We start from the raw sequence: 14,757 nt of genomic DNA, 5'->3' as shown, positions 1-14,757 counted from the left end.
GCGGTGATGCAGCCGACAAGGAGCCCCGACCGTCCAGGGTGTGGCAGTCGATACAGCGGCGCACCCGCCCGTGGATCGGTCCCCGCTGTGAGGGCCCGGACATGTGACCCGTCTGCGGTGACGCGGCTGACGGCCCAGCGGATCCGCCAGCTCGCCAAGATCGCCCCGGACTGGCCCCCTCCCCTTGGACCAGGACCGAAGGCTGGACGGACCCATCTTCGACTGGCGCGAGCTGGAGCCGTGCCTCCGAAATCGGAAGTCACGGCAGGGCCAGCGGACGAACAGAACGAGGCCGCCGCGGAAGGCTGAGAGAAGACGCGACCCGTGCTCGACGGCTGGCTGAGGGCGCGCTATCGATGGAACATAAGGGGTATATGGGTGTGCGACGTGTATGGGATCGCTTCCTGGAGCATCCAGCCGGTGGTGGGCTGGTGGCGGTCCCGTTCGTCCTGATCGTGACGATCACCGCGCTGGACATCTACACCGGACGCGATATCCATCTGGGCCCACTGCTGGTCATCGCGCCCGCTCTGACCGCCTCCCTCGCCGGGACACGACTCACCGCTCTCGCCGGCGTCCTGGCAGTGGCGGCCCAGGTGTTCATCGCTGTCTACCTCGGCGAACTGACCACGACCAACCACGTGGCGCAGATCACCGCGCTGACCGTGCTCTCCGCCCTGGTGCTATTCATGCGGTTTGTGCGGGAGCGGCGCGACCGGGCGCTGAGCCGGGCACGCTCTGTGGCGGAAACGGCTCAGCGCGTTCTGCTGCGCCCTCCACCACGGCGGATCGGACCGTTGCAGGTGGCATGGCTGTACATGTCCGCGGAGGACGAGGCCGAGATCGGGGGTGATCTGTTTGCGTTCGCCCGCGCCGCGCATGCCGCCACCCGGGTCGTCATCGGCGATGTCCGGGGCCACGGGCTGGCCGCCATCGGTGAGGCCTCGCTGGTGCTGGGGGCATTCCGTGAGGGCGCTCACCGGCATGCCACCCTCCCCGGGCTGGTGACAGCGCTCGAAGACAGCGTCTCCCGGAACCTGGAGGACGTGACGGACACCGAGCACGACGCCGGCGAGCACTTCATCACCTGCCTCGTCCTGGAAATCTCCGACGTCCTGTCGGCCGCCGAGATGATCAACTGCGGACATCCCCCGCCTCTGCTGGTGCACGATCAGCGGGTCACGGCCCTGCACGCCCGGCAGTCCCTGCCTCCACTGGGCGTGAGCGAACGGCAGATCGAGGACGACCGCATCGACCCGTTCACCTTCGAAGGCGGTGACATGCTCGTCCTCTACACCGACGGCGTCATCGAAGCCCGCTCACCGGCCGGAGCGTTCTACCCGCTCGCCGAACGAGTCGCCTCCTTCCCCGCCAGTAGCCCCGATGCGCTGCTGCACCACATCCACCGCGATCTGCTCGCCCACATCGGCGGCCACCCCGCCGACGACGCAGCCCTCCTGGTCATCGAACGCACCCCGTCCCACCGGCCACACCTCACACCCCATCCCATCAGTCACCACCGGCACCACCTCGGTGAATCGCCCCCGCCCCCAGGCCACTGATGCCAAGCACTGGGCACCGGCAACGGTTTCGGCAGCGCTTCGTATCCGTCGCGGCAGAGCCTGAGGCGGCACTGGCCTTCGGCTTCGACGAACGCATGCTGCCCCCAGTAGAAGGTGAGACGGTGTGCGACATCGACCAGCCGACAGCGGTCTTCAGGCGTGTACGCCGGGAAACGTGCCCAGCCTTGGTCGGCGATCTTGTTGCCAACGACGGTCGCGCCGGCCGCAGGCGCCGCGCAGTGTCATGCTTCCACTCGCGCTGGCGGGACGACACCCGGACGGTGATCTGTACGTCGTTGTCGAGCGTGAGTCCCATCTCGGCCAGCACCGTGCGCGGCCGGGACCTCGCGATGATCCGCCTCCGTGACGCTGGGGCAGTGACAGATGTACAGGAGGCGTATCAGTGGGTCTCCGATCACCGGGACGATATAGATCGTGCCTTGCGCTGACCAACTGGGTGCCGGTCATCTGGCCGATGCAGTCGTCGAGGTGCCCGTTGTCCCTCCGCCCCCGTTCCGGTGAGCAAGTCCCCTCTCTGACCGCGCAGATCGCGCGGGCGAGCAACCCGGGCGGCACCACGGCGATGTGGGTGAGAGACCGGCTGGATGGGCTGTGCCGCGACGAGGACTTCGCCGACTGGTACCCGCGTGACGGGCGACCGGGCCTGTCGCCCGCCCAGCTGGCCACCGTCTGCGTGCTGCAGTTCCTGCTCGGCCTGTCGGACCGGCAGGCCGCCGAGGCGGTCCGCTGCCGCATCGACTTCAAGTACGCCATGGCCATGGAGCTGGATGACCCCGGCTTCCACCACAGCGTGCTGACCGACTTCCGTAACCGCCTCACCGAGGCCGACCGGGCCGACCGCCTCCTCGACCTCGCCCTGGCCCGCCTCAAGGAAGCCGGCCTCGTGGGCGAACGCACCACGCAGCGCACCGACTCCACCCACGTCCTGGCCGCCGTCCGCGACCTGACCCGCCTGGAACTGATCACTGAAGCGGCACGTGCCGCGCTGGAAGAAGTCGCCGGCACCGCCGGGCACCTGCTGGACGGCCTGGTAGACGAGGAGTGGGGGCACCGCTACGGCCGGCCGGTCCGCCTGGGCAAGAACCCCACCAGGCCCAGGACCAGGATCCTCGCCACCGGCGACGACGCTGTCCGGCTCCTGGAACACCTCTACCAGCACGGGACAGGCCGGGCGTCCGGCCCCCGCGTCCAGGCCCTGCGCCAGATCACGGTGCAGAACTACTACCGCGACGCCGCGGGCCGCCTGCTCTGGCCCACCGACGAGGACGGCGGACCGGGGCTGCCGCCCTCGTCCCGGGCGATCGTCTCGCCCTACGACACCTCGGCCCGCTTCGCACGGCACGGACACATCATCAGCTGGAGGGGATTCTCCGCTCGTCTGACCGAGACCTGTGCCCCGGACGCCCCCAACGTGATCACGGACGTGGCGACCACCGCGGCCACCACTCACGACAGCCAGTTGTGCCTGACACCGACAAGCGGGTCGTGGGCCAACCCGATCGAGGCCCGGTTCGGGCCACTACGCACGTTCGTCATGGGCAGCTCCGATCACCCCAACCACACCGTGCTCGCCCGGAAGCTCCAGGAGTACCTGCGGTGGCGCAACGCCAACGCCCGCCCCCCGATATGCTGGAGGCCCAGCGCCGGGAACGCGCCCGCATTTGCAGCGAACGCCAGCAACGCTGGGGCCGCCCCCGGTCAGAGGCGGCGTAACCAGACCCACATCTTCTACTGGCCACCGCTCCCCTCACTCCTGCGTCGTGACGGTGTGAGACCGCTCGCCAAACGGAGGCGCAATGACCGAAGAGGCTCCAATCCGGGTAGGACTCCGCGTCGAGGATGTGACCGAGGCGGCCACGTTCTATCAGGGGCTCGGTTTCGAGCAGACCGGATCGATATCCAATCCCGACGGCCGGACGGTCATGGCGATCCTCAGACGCGGTGATCTCCAGCTGCTCGTCGACGCCCTGGTCGGCATGCCGTTTCCCGACAGCGACCGTGAACGCATGACGAGAACCAGCCCGCGGGGCCTCGGTGTGGTCGTCGGCATCGAGGTGACCGACGTCGACGCGACCACGCTCTACTGCCGCTCGGCCGGATGCCAGGTCACCACCGGCCCGGTCGACGCACCATGGGGCGAACGGTACGTCGAATGCCTCGATCCGTACGAGTACGCATGGAAGTTCTTCCAGCTACTCCCGGACCCGCCGCCAGACAGCTTAAGCACCACTCGCAACAACTGGTTCGCCTGAACCGCGCCTGAGCCACCCGCCACACAACAGGGCGTCCCCCGGCCAACGTTCGTGGCCAGCGCAGTAGATGCTCGCGACGGAGGGATTGTGTCCTTTACGTTTGCCGGTGGGATGATCAGGTCGGGCTGGATCTGCTTGACGGACTCGCCGCTCTCGCGGCGCCGGAGCACGGTGTGGAGCATGTCGTCGGTGATGACGGGGGCCAGCCGCCGTGCTTGCCCTTGCGGGCCGCGGTGTCGAGCCCCTCCAGCGTCGACTCGCGGATGTTCCCCGCTCGGTCTCCGCCATCGCGGCGAAGAATGCAAACAGCAGTTTGCCCGGGCCGGTGGGGTCGTAGATGCCGGGCAGGAGTCCGGCGAACATCTCCAGGACCAGGCCGTGGGCGGTGAGGTAGTCGGCGAGCGCGGTGAGTTCGGCGGCGTCGCGGCCGAGGCGCTCCATCTCGGCCCCGAAATCCCAGCCCGCACACCAGGGAACAAGTAACCCATCAGTAGCTTTCACGGCTCGCGACTCAGTGCACGTTCGCAGCCGTGGCGGCCTGTTCGTCGTGCTCGCGCAGCATCCGCATGACGGTGGCGGGTGACGATCTATAGAAGCTTCAGCGTCAGGCACTCAGGGGCCGCTGTACGCACAGTTCGGGGTGATCTCGACGTCGTACGTGCGGTGGTCGCCCGCGGGCTGGGACAGCGGGACGGGGTACAGGGGCCAGCCGTGCGCGGTCGACCGCGACAGCCCGCGTTCGGCCTCGCCGATGGTGCCGTAGTGGTCGACGAACCTCGCCCTCAACGGAATCTGGAAGTGATCACCGTTGAGAAAACCTCACTGGCCCTGGCGGCACGCCTTCACCGACCTGTTCGACGCCGCCCACGCCCCACCGGCCTGATCAACGACCTGAACGTGCAATCCGGTGGTCTCCGATGGCGCAAGCAAACGCCAAGCGAGTGAACTTCTGCGGCTGAGGAAGAAATTGACAAAAGCATCGAATGCGCCTTGACGATGATGTGCCCGTCGGGCTGACGCCTTCGAACGTGCAGGTAGAGCCCGTTATAACCAGCGACATGAAAGAGGTATCAATGCTCGCTCGCTTAGGTCGATCGATGCGCAGACGGCTCCTCGTCGTCGCTGTCGCCGCTCTGACGGCCACCGCTTGGTCTCCAGGCAGCTGGCAGACCGCCGTGGCGGGGGACGGTAGACCGGGGGGTACCGTCCTAGCCTGGGGGGTCAACGGTAACGGCCAGCTTGGCGACGGCACCACTGTGGACCGGTCTACGCCGGTGCCAGTGTGTGCGTCCGGCCAAGCGTCCCCCTGTAGCTCTTTCCTGCGCGGTGTACACGGCACCGCCGCAGGTACAACTCACAGTCTGGCCTTCGGCAAGGACGGCACGGTCCTTGCCTGGGGCGATAACCGCTTCGGCGAGCTTGGCAACGGCACCACCTCTGTCACCCCTCAGACCACGCCGGTGCCAGTGTGCGCGCCCGGCCAGACAGCACCGTGCAGCCGCTTCCTCACCGACGTGCGCGCCGTTGCCGGGGGCAGCGATTTCAGTCTCGCGTTGCGCAATGACGGAAGTGTCCTCGCCTGGGGATTCAACGGTGACGGCGAGCTTGGCGACGGAACCACCACCACCCCGCGGACCACGCCGGTGCAGGTATGTGCGCCCGGCCAGACAGCACCCTGTACCCGGTTCCTCACCGACGTGGTCGCCATTGCCGCGGGCTTCGACTTCAGTGTGGCGTTGCGCAAGGACGGCACGGTCTTCGCGTGGGGCGACAACTTCGTCGGGGAGCTCGGCAACGGCACCACCTCAGTGACCCCTCAGACCACGCCGGTGCAGGTGTGTGCGCCTGGCCAGACAGCACCGTGCAGCCGCTTCCTCACCGACGTGCGCGCCATCGCCACGGGCGACCAAGCCTCACACAGCCTGGCGTTGCGCAAGGACGGAACAGTCCTCGCCTGGGGGGCCAACGGAAACGGCCAGCTCGGCGATGGAACCACCGCCACCCCCCGCACTACGCCGGTGCGGGTGTGTGCGCCCGGCCAGACAGCACCCTGCACCCGCTTCCTCCATGGCGTGCGAGATATTGCTGCGAACGGTCTCTCCGGAGCCCACAGTCTGGCGTTGCACGAGGACGGAACAGTCCTCGCCTGGGGGGCGAACGGCCAAGGCGAGGTCGGGGACGGCACCACCACTACCCCCCGGACCACGCCGGTGCGGGTGTGTGCGCCCGGCCAGACAGCGCCCTGTACCCGCTTCCTCCACGACGTGCGCGCCATCACCGCAGGCGGTGACCATAGCCTCGTGATCGTCCAACCTCGGTGAGCTCGTCACCGAAGATGAGCCTCCAGGCAGCGACCGCCCCCAGCGGCCGTCGCCTGTTGCCGAACCGGACATGACGTAGTCATCCGGCTCTCGAATGAGCGCACAAACAGGCCAATCACCTTGAAGCGCCGAGGTCAGCATCGACGGGTTCCGGAGTCAGTCGGTGATCACTCGGCTCGTGACTGTCGAGCAGAGGTGACGGCGCTGTGCGTGGGTGCGGAGAAGAAATAGGAAAGCGGGAACCGACGGGGCGTTGGCAGGATGCCGGAGCTCAACACCCGATGGGAAAGGACCCGACAGCTATGGCTCGGGCCATCACGTTGATCCGCTCCGCCTCCCTGTCCGACGTTGCCGAGTATGCCTACGCGGCCACGGCGCCCGCCGAGTCACGCCTGATCTTCCTCGCCGGGGCGTGTCCACTGAACGATGACGGCTCCACGGCAGCGATCGGTGACTACACGGGTCAGGCCATGAAGGGCCTTCACCCCTGACCTTGGACACTCGAGATAGTGGATCTTGAGGATCTGAGAGATAGACGTGTCGTGGTCATGAAGCACTATCCGCCGGAGTTCAAGGCGGACGCGGCCGCGCTGTACGAGTCGCGGCCCGAGGCGACGATCAAGCAGATCGCCGCTGACCTGGGGGTGAACCCGGAGACGCTGCGCAACTGGATCCGGGCGGCCGGAGCCGGTCGTCCGCGCGGCCGTCGGGCGGCCAAGCCGCCGACGGTTCCGGTGGCGCCGTCGGCTCTGGAGGCCGAGGTCGCCGCCTTGAGGCGGGAGAACGCCGAGCTGAAGAAGGAACGGGAGATCCTGCGCAAGGCGGCCCGCTATTTCGCCTCGGAGACGGGTTGGTGAACCGCTGCCAGTTCGTTGAGGACCACGAGCACCGTTACGGCGTGAAGCGGTTGTGCCGCATCCTGGGCATCGCCCGCTCGAGCTTCTACCACTGGCGCCGGAGTGCACCGCTGCGGGCAGCCCGCCAGGCTGCCGACGCCCAGCTCGCCGCTCGGATACGCGTGATCCACCGGGCCTCGGACGGCACCTACGGCGTCCCCAGGATCACCGCTGAACTCCGCGAGGAAGGCGAGCGCGTGAACCACAAGCGGGTCGCCCGCATCATGCAGGCGACCGGGCTGACCGGCCTCCGCCTGCGCAGGAAGCATCGCACCACCATCCCGGACCCCGCCGCGGCGAAGGTGCCGGACCTGATCGGCCGTAACTTCACGCGGACGAGGTGAACCGAAAGTACGTCGGCGACATCACATACCTGCCGCTGGCCGGCGGGACGTTCCGCTATCTCGCGACCGTGATCGATCTCTGCTCACGGCGCCTGGCCGGGTGGGCGATCGCCGACCATATGCGCGCCGACCTCGTCGTCGACGCCCTGAAAGCAGCCGAGCGGACCCGCGGCAGCCTCGCCGGCGCCGTGATGCACACCGATCACGGGGCCCAGTACTGCAGCCGGGCCTTCGCCAACGCCTGCCGCCAGGCTGGCGTGACCCAGTCCATGAGCGCCATCGGCAGCTCGGCGGACAACGCCCTGGCGGAGTCGTTCAACGCGACCTGCAAACGCGAGACCCTCCAGGGCCGCAGGGCCTGGAACGACGAACGCGAAGCCCGCCTGGACCTCTTCCGCTGGCTCCACCGCTACAACACCGTCCGACGCCACGACCGCCTCGGACACCGCAGCCCCATCACCTACGAACAAACACTCCAAACAACATCAACTACGCTGGCCGAAGCCGCATAACCCGTGTTCAGGATCAGGGGTCAAGCCCCATCAGCTTTCACCCCAGCCCCCTGTACCCCGGATCAGCGCTCTGGCCCGGAGTACAGCCGTGTCTCCAGCAGCAGCACCGCCTGGTTCAGCACTCTGTGCGCATGACCGACGTCTTTGACCACGCCCCGCAGGTATGGAACGCCGCGCAGCTCCGTGAAGCGCTCAAGGACCTGCCCGACGACACCCCCATCCACATTGGAGTCGCCGAAGACCCCGGCGACTTCGACGGGTACCGCGAATCCGTCCTCGTCGATGCCCACCACGTGGAGAACTGGTGGCCGGCCACTGGCACCACGCCCGAACGGGCAGAGAAGGAGACGGCGCTCACTCTCTTTGCCGACTGGATGCCCGGACAGTACGACTTGCTCGACTGAAACTTCCGCGCAACGGCATTCCCGGAGCCGACAGCCGCGCCCGGCGACACACCGGCCCCGATCGAGCAGGCCCGCGCCGAGCGCCGCCGCCAGGCCGACGCCTCCCACGCCGCAGCCCTACGCCGCGCCCGAGCGGAACGTGCGGCGCGTGAGGCCGGAACGGCGGCCGCGGTCCCGCGGTCGGCGCCGCTGGGGAGGACCGCATCGGCCAGACTGCACACCATGAGTGAACTCCTCGACGGTAGTGGCGGGATCCCCGGCTTCCTGGGTGCCTGGTACGGCCCACCCGATCGTCCCGCCGATACCGAGATACCGGGCGCCGATCGGCTGCCGCCAGCGTTGCGCGAGTGGTATGCAATCACCTCGCAGTACGTCCAGCCGATTTTGTTCAACCACAAAGTCTTTCCGGCAGGCCAAGTATGCGAATACGACGGCGCGCTCGAATTCTGCATGGACGACTTCGAGTACCAGCAGTTCGGCGTCGCACTTGGTGACGCGGACCCGGTGGTACTCCAACGGGTAGTGAGCAGCGATGATCTGTGGAAGCCGTGGGATTTGACACTGTCACAGTTCCTGCACGCGCTGTTGGTACACGAGACGACTCAGGGCGCTCGCCACACGGCAGCGGCCGACCGACTCACATCCGATCAGGTCGAGTACCTGCTCGCGCCACTGCGCAAGATGTCCGGCCCGCAGCTGTTCACCACGCACTACGTGGGCGAGGGACTGCTCGCCACCGCCTGGCCGAGCACAGGCCCCGAGGGCTGCTGGACGGTCCAGCTCGCGGCCCGGACCGACGGGCTGCTCACGTATGCCGAATCCTTGCCCGGGGTCAAGTTCGGGCCGGGCGAATGGTGTCCCAACGATGGCATCACGGCGCCGGACTGACTCCCGGGCCGGTACGTGCTCAGCCCCCTCGCCCTGCACGGGCGGCCTGGACGCTCTCCTCCAGCGCCGCCAACAGATCCACCGGCGCCGCCGGCACTCCAGGCCTGGCCAGCTCGCCGCCGCTGAGTTTCGCCGTGACCAGCTGCTCCAGGGCGTGCCCGTACCTGTCCTGCAGCTCGCTCTCCTCGACTTCGTCGACCTGGTCGACTGACCGGGAGCGTGCCAGCGCGCTGCTGACACAGCTCGGCAACGACCTCGACTGATCCGACCGCAGCACCCTTGGCGTTCTTGATGCTTCGTTCCCACGAACGGTATGGCAACCGGGCTGGGTCAGGCCGAGGCCGGAGGAGACCGGTGCCGCCTCGGGGCTGGGGCGGCCTGTCCGGCGCCGGGGTGCGCAGGCACTCGCGGTGGGCTGCGACACAGGTCTCCACGGCCCGGCCGAGCCCCTGCCACAGGTGGAACCGGTCGGCGACCTCGAGGGCATCGGGGGCGCCGAGCCGAGCACCCTCGGCGTAGGCGCCCGCCCGGTCCCGGCAGATGATCTCCACGCCGGGGTGGGCGGTCAGCCATGCGGCCAGCGGTCCCGATTCGCGTGTCGGGAGCACATCGACCACACGATGGGTTTCTCCGTAGGTCAAGACGGTGGAGTAGGTCTGCCCCCGGCGGATCGCGAAGTCGTCCACACCCAGCACGCGCGGCGTGCTGAACACCGGATCCGGCAGTGCCATGACCCTGCGCAGCAAGGTCATCCGCCCCGCATTGATGCCAAGTTGGCCCGCCAGGCGGGCGCCGGCCCGTCCGGCAAGCGCGAACCCGACACGTTCCAGAGTGTGGTTGAGCCGCGTGGTGAAGCGTACGGAGTGGTCAGCCGGGCGAACGGCTCGGCGAAAGTACGGCGTGGGCAGTCGCCTGCACAGCAGATGAAAGGCCGGACCTTCCGCCAGATCACGACGCTCTGCCCGCCGAGCGGAAGATCCTTCAGCTTGCGCTGGTAGGCGTCGTGCACCCGGCCCGAGAAACGACCACAGCCAGGACAGGCTGCCCTGGCTGCCCTGCCTCGCGCCACCACATCAACCGTGCCGAAGACGGCGGTCACCGTCTCGACGTCCACGTCGTCGATCCCGCCGAACACGAGAGAGTCCCAAAATGATGCGTCGGTCTGCATGACCAGTACCGTCACAGGCCACAGCGGGCCACAGCAGAGACCGTCATAGAACTGACGAAGCGTCACTCCTGCCTGCCAGGCGGCAGGGCGTACGCGGTCTCACGCGAACCCGACCCTCGCAATCGAACACCGGGGTGACGCTCCGCTACCGCTCCCCAAGATCTGGGCCAGAACCCGCGAGTGGTCGATAAGGCCACGCCCGCGCCACCCACCTCCTGCGCGCCCTGCTCGTCCTGACGAACCTCGAAGTCAACCGCTGACAGCCGGTCTACTTCGCAGGCCGCCGCCCTCGACTTGATAGGCAAGCGAGTACTTGCCTATTCTGTGGTCGTGGCCGACGACCTTTTCAAAGCCCTGGCCGACCCCACCCGCCGCACCATCCTCGACGAGCTCACGGAAAAGTCCGGACAGACACTGTTCGAGATCTGCTCGCGACTGAGCATGAAGCGCCAGCTCGGCATCTCGCGTCAGGCGGTCTCCCAGCACCTCGCCCTGCTGGAGGCCGCCGGGCTCGTCGAGACCAGACGGGAGGGCCGCTACAAGTTCCACGACCTGAACACAGCCCCGCTGCGGCAGATAGCCGAGCGATGGCCCATGCCCGACCCGTCTGGACCAGAGAAGAGCACTCCATGAAGATCCATCTGACCAGCGTCTTCGTCGACGACCAGGCCAAAGCCGAGCACTTCTACACCGAGATCCTCGGCTTCGTGAAGAAGCACGACGTCCCGCTGGGCGGCGAGGCCCGGTGGCTGACCGTCGTCGCGCCCGACGAGCCCGCCGGCACCGAGCTCCTCCTGGAGCCCGCCAGCCACCCGGCCGTCAAGCCCTACCGCGACGCGCTCGTCAAGGACGGCATCCCGCTCGCCCAGTTCGCGGTCAACGACGTAGAGGCAGAGTACGAGCGCCTGCGCGGCCTCGGCGTCCGCTTCACTCAGGAGCCCCTGGAGGCAGGCCCCGTCACCACCGCCGTCTTCGACGACACCTGCGGGAACCTGATCCAGATCGCCACACCACCGCAGTAAGGGCTTGCAAACCAATAACACGCCGATTCCGGCTCTGTGCATGCGACATGTGCTACGAGCGGCTGGCCTGCGGTGACGTCTCACACAAGCGGCTCCAAGGCCGACGCTACTGGAACGTAGACCCGCGTGTTGTTCGGAGGCAAGCCCTAATACTCCAGTGTGAGTTTGCGATCTGTGTGCTTCGACCGTGCCTGAGTGCGGGCCGCGACCGGCGGGTTACGTCCGGCGTCGGCGGCGCCAGTAATGCACGGTGACTGCCAGTAGCAGCGGTCCCCAGAGGATGATGGGCGCGTAGCAGAGGTTCAGGACCACGACGGAGATGCCGTGGGGAGCGTCGGGGTCCGGATTGACGAACATGTTGTGGATCAGGCCCACGGAGTACACCATGACCAGGCTGGCTCCGACCAGGGCGGGGATCACTGCGGCCGGGACCGGTACCGGGCGGCCGCGCAGGCCCGGCACCCAGCGCGGCCAGACCTCGCCCCAGGACTGCACCAGGCCGAGCGTCAAGAAGGCGAAGACCTCCGAGAACACCGTCAGGCCCGCGATGTACAGCGACCCCCAGCCGGGCACATGGAGCGTCCTCTTGGCCTCCGGCCCGAAGCCCATCATCCAGCCCCAGGCCATCGGGAGCCGCCAGAGGCTGGACGGCAGCGGCGTCAGGACCGCCAGGCGCGCTGCGTTGCGTGCCCAGCGCGGGACATCGGGCAGGGTCTGCACGGCGGAGAATATTGGCATGGCGACGATCATGGCCGCAGTGCCGACCTCGCCGCGTCGGCCTCCGGTCGCAAATGGATCATGCCCCAGCAGGAGCTGTCCGTCCGCCTCGCGTAGCACGCGCCCGTCCGGCGACCCCGGACCCGATCACCTAGGGTCTGTTTCTCGGATCTCCTGACAGGGGTGGGGTGTTGAGGTCAGGGTGGTGGGATGGGACGTGGGGATCTGACGAATGCGGAGTGGGATCGGCTGGAGCCGTTCTTACCTCGTGGTGGCGCACGTGGGGGTCGGTGGAGTGACCACCGTCGGGTGATCAACGGAGTGCTGTACCGGGTGCGGACGGGTGTCCAGTGGCGGGACCTGCCGGAGCGGTTCGGGCCGTGGGAGACGGTCTACAAACGGCATCGTCGCTGGTCGGCTGATGGAACCTGGAAGATGCTGCTGTCTCGCATCCAGGCCGCCGAGGATGCCGCGGGGCGGATCGACTGGGATGTGTCCGTGGACTCGACCGCCGTGCGAGCCCATCAGCACGCTGCCGGCGCGCGGAAGGCGCCGACGGCCGAGGGTCCTCAAAAGGGGAACGTTCGGGGGACGAACCGGGTCGGTCCGGTGCTGCGGAAACTGGCCGTCCGGTTGGAGGAGGTGGTCAGATCGGCGAATGCCTGGGACGCTCCCGAGGCGGCTTCACCACCAAGATCCACCTCGCCGCCGAGGGACGATGCCGCCCTCCGGCCGCTGCCCGGGCCCCTGCCGGGGCCCACATCGGCGTCAGCTCCTGAGTTATGTAGCTATCTTTGCCTGCTATTGACTCTGCACTCAAAGGGAACAGATTCTCAGGTCAGGAACACCCCACCTATCGAAGCTGGGGCGAGCAACAGCACACGCCGCGTGCGCTCGTTCATACGGCGGGCTAATGGTGGTCGGCCAGGCATTACGGTTCGACATCGTCCTGGACAAGTCGGGCCCAGCGCTGGCGCTGGTGAGCGGTTGAGGCGTATTCAAAGCGTGTCACGGTCCACTCCTGGGTGAGCCTAGGTGTGTGAACCCATGTCGTTACGGTCTGAAATCCTCGGGCCGACGAACTGAGCAGTTCGGTGACGTGATCGAACGCCGTGGCATCGAGGCGACCCCCGACGGCATCCAGGAGGAGGAGGGTCGGCTGAGCGCGGGCGTAGGTCTCAGCGAGTGCGACGAGGACCTCGAGACCGACGATGCCGCTCAGCAAGCGATGAGCATCGCGATCGCGGACGAGGTCATGGCCCAGGACGTACTCGGCCCGGATCTGTCCGTCCTCAATCCGCACTGCCTTGACTGCTCCGCGGACGATCTCCGGCAGATCCAAGATCACTTTCTGGACGACCCGGTGATCGAGTCCGATCAACTTCCCGAGTTCCCTCACATCGCGGGGAACCTCCCCCCATGTGTGACGCGGGAGTTGGACTATCCGGTACGGCTGAGAGACGAACGGCGCTGCGATCCCGTCAGAGGAGAAGTACAGCTGTTCCTCTTCGGCCTTGAACTCGGCTCGGCGCGGCTGAGGGTCGTACCAGTTGACCACCGCGTGGACCGCTGAGTTCGGACGGTTGACGCGCTCCATGATCGTCGAGGGAGAGGACAGAGCGGAGAGGAGTGAGATGAAGTGGCTCTTGCCGATGGCGTTCGGGCCGATGAACATGTTGCACCGCGAGAATTGGACGGTGGTCGGCTCTGCGAGCCACACATCGTCGAGGATCTCGATGGAGTGGATCCAGCCGAAGGGACGAGAGACTCCGCCGGGGATGCGTCCGAGCTTCTTGATGTCGACGTGGACCAGGTCGCCGACCCGGTCGTGCTCGTAGCGGATGACCTCGCGCAGCTGCTCGCCGGTCGGTGGATCCAGGTTCCGGAGCCGGTTGAGTCCTCGCCTCACCAGGCTGCGGTGCACGGTCGCAGGCGCGAGTGTCACGCTGTGCAGCCGCTGTAGATCGGCGGCGAGCCGGGCGCTGGTCCGGCCCGGCCCATTCGAACCGCTCGTGGGTCCCGGTCTGGCACAGTGCGTGTTGTCAGGGTTCGCCACGGCCGAGTACCGGCATGAGGTGACCTTGCGGATCCACGGGACGGTCGAGCAGTTCCGCGCCCACCTTCCCGCCAGTGTCGCGAGCCTGAAGGAGGACGAGTCCGCGGCAGGCGAGGACCGCGCGGCCGAGCGCTGGCTGCGCGTCGAGCTGCGGGCGGAGCGGCTCGACTGGTTGCCTCCGGTACTCGCCTCCCTCGGCCGGCCGTTCGTCATCGAGCGCCCCGATGAACTCCGCGACCTCGTCATCCTGCTCGCCGATCGCCTCACGTCCTACGCCGCCGAGCCTGGCCGCGAGGAGCCAATGTCATGAGATGACACAACAGCCGAACCGCGACCGAGGTGAGTCCACTGACGGTGCCCGCCCACCGGGGCGCCGGCCTGGCCATCGCGTCCGGGGTCGTCGGCCCACAGTCCGCTACCGTGGTTGAGCGTGCTCGCGCCGCGCCGCGGTGTCGCTGCCGTTCCACTGGTAGCGATCTGTGCCGGGCAGGCCCAGGCACCTTTCGCGCCAACCGAACCAGTCGGCCCCCGGCAGGATCAATCTGGAGGCCAACCGGAATACGCCGGAAAGGTGCCGTAGGCCGCTGTGATCAA

General features: G+C 67.6%; 13 protein-coding genes and 7 pseudogenes. 13 read left to right on the top strand and 7 right to left on the bottom strand.

Going from position 1 to position 14,757, the window contains the following annotated elements:
- Window positions 1-374 precede the first annotated feature (374 nt).
- The 4 genes and pseudogenes from ACIQCZ_RS39380 (at window position 375) to ACIQCZ_RS39365 (ending at window position 3,835) form a co-directional block, all read left to right on the top strand.
- A complete protein-coding gene (locus tag ACIQCZ_RS39380; protein ID WP_402290549.1) occupies window positions 375-1,562 on the top strand; it encodes a PP2C family protein-serine/threonine phosphatase in 1,188 nt (395 codons plus the stop codon).
- Window positions 1,563-2,037: 475 nt separating this feature from the next.
- Window positions 2,038-2,370: pseudogene (locus tag ACIQCZ_RS39375) on the top strand (transposase); the annotation flags it as partial.
- A gap of 672 nt (window positions 2,371-3,042) precedes the next feature.
- Window positions 3,043-3,296 (top strand): annotated as a pseudogene (locus ACIQCZ_RS39370) (IS630 family transposase); the annotation flags it as partial.
- A gap of 83 nt (window positions 3,297-3,379) precedes the next feature.
- A complete protein-coding gene (locus tag ACIQCZ_RS39365) occupies window positions 3,380-3,835 on the top strand; it encodes a VOC family protein (protein WP_402290547.1) in 456 nt (151 codons plus the stop codon).
- Here ACIQCZ_RS39365 and ACIQCZ_RS39360 read toward each other — a convergent pair.
- Together ACIQCZ_RS39360 and ACIQCZ_RS39355 are read right to left on the bottom strand one after the other, a co-directional pair.
- A complete protein-coding gene (locus tag ACIQCZ_RS39360) occupies window positions 3,803-4,276 on the bottom strand; it encodes a hypothetical protein (RefSeq protein WP_402290545.1) in 474 nt (157 codons plus the stop codon). The two genes, ACIQCZ_RS39365 and ACIQCZ_RS39360, sit on opposite strands and share 33 nt — an antisense overlap.
- A gap of 171 nt (window positions 4,277-4,447) precedes the next feature.
- Entirely contained in the window at window positions 4,448-4,621 is a 174-nt protein-coding gene (locus ACIQCZ_RS39355) for a hypothetical protein (RefSeq protein WP_402290543.1), read from the bottom strand.
- 197 nt (window positions 4,622-4,818) lie between these two features.
- Here ACIQCZ_RS39355 and ACIQCZ_RS39350 point away from each other — a divergent pair, with 197 nt between their 5' ends.
- The 5 genes and pseudogenes from ACIQCZ_RS39350 (at window position 4,819) to ACIQCZ_RS39330 (ending at window position 9,200) form a co-directional block, all read left to right on the top strand.
- Window positions 4,819-6,156 (top strand): RCC1 domain-containing protein, encoded by a 1,338-nt coding sequence (locus ACIQCZ_RS39350; protein ID WP_402290541.1) that lies wholly within the window; start codon window positions 4,819-4,821, stop codon window positions 6,154-6,156.
- 302 nt (window positions 6,157-6,458) lie between these two features.
- Window positions 6,459-6,638 (top strand): annotated as a pseudogene (locus tag ACIQCZ_RS39345) (RidA family protein); the annotation flags it as partial.
- Between the two features lie 60 nt (window positions 6,639-6,698).
- A pseudogene (locus ACIQCZ_RS39340) lies at window positions 6,699-7,908 on the top strand (IS3 family transposase).
- Between the two features lie 131 nt (window positions 7,909-8,039).
- A complete protein-coding gene (locus tag ACIQCZ_RS39335) occupies window positions 8,040-8,312 on the top strand; it encodes a DUF6225 family protein (RefSeq protein WP_402290538.1) in 273 nt (90 codons plus the stop codon).
- A gap of 222 nt (window positions 8,313-8,534) precedes the next feature.
- Entirely contained in the window at window positions 8,535-9,200 is a 666-nt protein-coding gene (locus ACIQCZ_RS39330; protein ID WP_402290536.1) for a hypothetical protein, read from the top strand.
- A 19-nt stretch (window positions 9,201-9,219) separates the two neighbouring features.
- Here ACIQCZ_RS39330 and ACIQCZ_RS39325 read toward each other — a convergent pair whose 3' ends face one another.
- The 3 genes and pseudogenes from ACIQCZ_RS39325 to ACIQCZ_RS39315 all read right to left on the bottom strand — a co-directional run bounded on the left by ACIQCZ_RS39325 (window position 9,220) and on the right by ACIQCZ_RS39315 (window position 10,368).
- Window positions 9,220-9,477, bottom strand: coding sequence for a hypothetical protein (locus ACIQCZ_RS39325; protein ID WP_402290625.1), 258 nt, complete (start codon window positions 9,475-9,477; stop codon window positions 9,220-9,222).
- A 187-nt stretch (window positions 9,478-9,664) separates the two neighbouring features.
- A pseudogene (locus ACIQCZ_RS39320) lies at window positions 9,665-9,931 on the bottom strand (transposase); the annotation flags it as partial.
- Window positions 9,932-9,948: 17 nt separating this feature from the next.
- Window positions 9,949-10,368, bottom strand: coding sequence for a transposase family protein (locus ACIQCZ_RS39315; RefSeq protein ID WP_402290534.1), 420 nt, complete (start codon window positions 10,366-10,368; stop codon window positions 9,949-9,951).
- A gap of 330 nt (window positions 10,369-10,698) precedes the next feature.
- Between ACIQCZ_RS39315 and ACIQCZ_RS39310 the strand changes: the two genes are divergently transcribed.
- Together ACIQCZ_RS39310 and ACIQCZ_RS39305 are read left to right on the top strand one after the other, a co-directional pair.
- On the top strand, window positions 10,699-11,001 hold the full coding sequence (locus ACIQCZ_RS39310; RefSeq protein WP_376220205.1) for an ArsR/SmtB family transcription factor: 303 nt from the start codon (window positions 10,699-10,701) through the stop codon (window positions 10,999-11,001).
- Window positions 10,998-11,390: a VOC family protein gene (locus ACIQCZ_RS39305; RefSeq protein WP_376220208.1), complete on the top strand. Its 393-nt coding sequence runs from the start codon at window positions 10,998-11,000 to the stop codon at window positions 11,388-11,390. Before ACIQCZ_RS39310 ends, ACIQCZ_RS39305 begins: the two co-directional genes overlap by 4 nt.
- Before the next feature lie 216 nt (window positions 11,391-11,606).
- Here ACIQCZ_RS39305 and ACIQCZ_RS39300 read toward each other — a convergent pair whose 3' ends face one another.
- The gene (locus ACIQCZ_RS39300; protein ID WP_402290531.1) at window positions 11,607-12,128 is read right to left on the bottom strand and encodes a hypothetical protein; all 522 of its coding nucleotides are present in this window, start codon (window positions 12,126-12,128) and stop codon (window positions 11,607-11,609) included.
- 189 nt (window positions 12,129-12,317) lie between these two features.
- On the opposite strand from ACIQCZ_RS39300, the gene ACIQCZ_RS39295 reads away from it, so the two are divergent.
- Window positions 12,318-13,136 carry an IS5 family transposase gene (locus ACIQCZ_RS39295; protein WP_402290528.1) on the top strand — a complete coding sequence of 273 codons (819 nt, stop codon included), beginning with the start codon at window positions 12,318-12,320 and terminating at the stop codon, window positions 13,134-13,136.
- 739 nt (window positions 13,137-13,875) lie between these two features.
- On the opposite strand, the pseudogene ACIQCZ_RS39290 reads toward ACIQCZ_RS39295, so the two are convergent.
- Window positions 13,876-14,046: pseudogene (locus ACIQCZ_RS39290) on the bottom strand (IS481 family transposase); the annotation flags it as partial.
- A 22-nt stretch (window positions 14,047-14,068) separates the two neighbouring features.
- Between ACIQCZ_RS39290 and ACIQCZ_RS39285 the strand changes: the two are divergent.
- Window positions 14,069-14,473 (top strand): annotated as a pseudogene (locus tag ACIQCZ_RS39285) (WYL domain-containing protein); the annotation flags it as partial.
- Between the last annotated feature and the right edge of the window lie 284 nt (window positions 14,474-14,757).

Source organism: Streptomyces sp. NPDC093149, assembly GCF_044754145.1.
Taxonomy (GTDB): Bacteria; Actinomycetota; Actinomycetes; order Streptomycetales; family Streptomycetaceae; genus Streptomyces.
Note: the sequence above shows the minus strand (reverse complement) of the source record. Positions and strands in the feature narration are given on the sequence as shown.

Excerpts from the sequence above, each read along its gene's own strand:
- ACIQCZ_RS39380 (WP_402290549.1), top strand. The coding sequence starts at position 375 with ATGGGTGTGCGACGTGTATGGGATCGCTTCCTGGAGCATCCAGCCGGT.
- ACIQCZ_RS39350 (WP_402290541.1), top strand. The coding sequence starts at position 4,819 with ATGCGCCTTGACGATGATGTGCCCGTCGGGCTGACGCCTTCGAACGTG.
- ACIQCZ_RS39365 (WP_402290547.1), top strand. The coding sequence starts at position 3,380 with ATGACCGAAGAGGCTCCAATCCGGGTAGGACTCCGCGTCGAGGATGTG.
- ACIQCZ_RS39335 (WP_402290538.1), top strand. The coding sequence starts at position 8,040 with ATGACCGACGTCTTTGACCACGCCCCGCAGGTATGGAACGCCGCGCAG.
- ACIQCZ_RS39295 (WP_402290528.1), top strand. The coding sequence starts at position 12,318 with ATGGGACGTGGGGATCTGACGAATGCGGAGTGGGATCGGCTGGAGCCG.
- ACIQCZ_RS39315 (WP_402290534.1), bottom strand. The coding sequence starts at position 10,368 with ATGCAGACCGACGCATCATTTTGGGACTCTCTCGTGTTCGGCGGGATC.
- ACIQCZ_RS39305 (WP_376220208.1), top strand. The coding sequence starts at position 10,998 with ATGAAGATCCATCTGACCAGCGTCTTCGTCGACGACCAGGCCAAAGCC.
- ACIQCZ_RS39330 (WP_402290536.1), top strand. The coding sequence starts at position 8,535 with ATGAGTGAACTCCTCGACGGTAGTGGCGGGATCCCCGGCTTCCTGGGT.
- ACIQCZ_RS39360 (WP_402290545.1), bottom strand. The coding sequence starts at position 4,276 with ATGGAGCGCCTCGGCCGCGACGCCGCCGAACTCACCGCGCTCGCCGAC.
- ACIQCZ_RS39300 (WP_402290531.1), bottom strand. The coding sequence starts at position 12,128 with ATGCCAATATTCTCCGCCGTGCAGACCCTGCCCGATGTCCCGCGCTGG.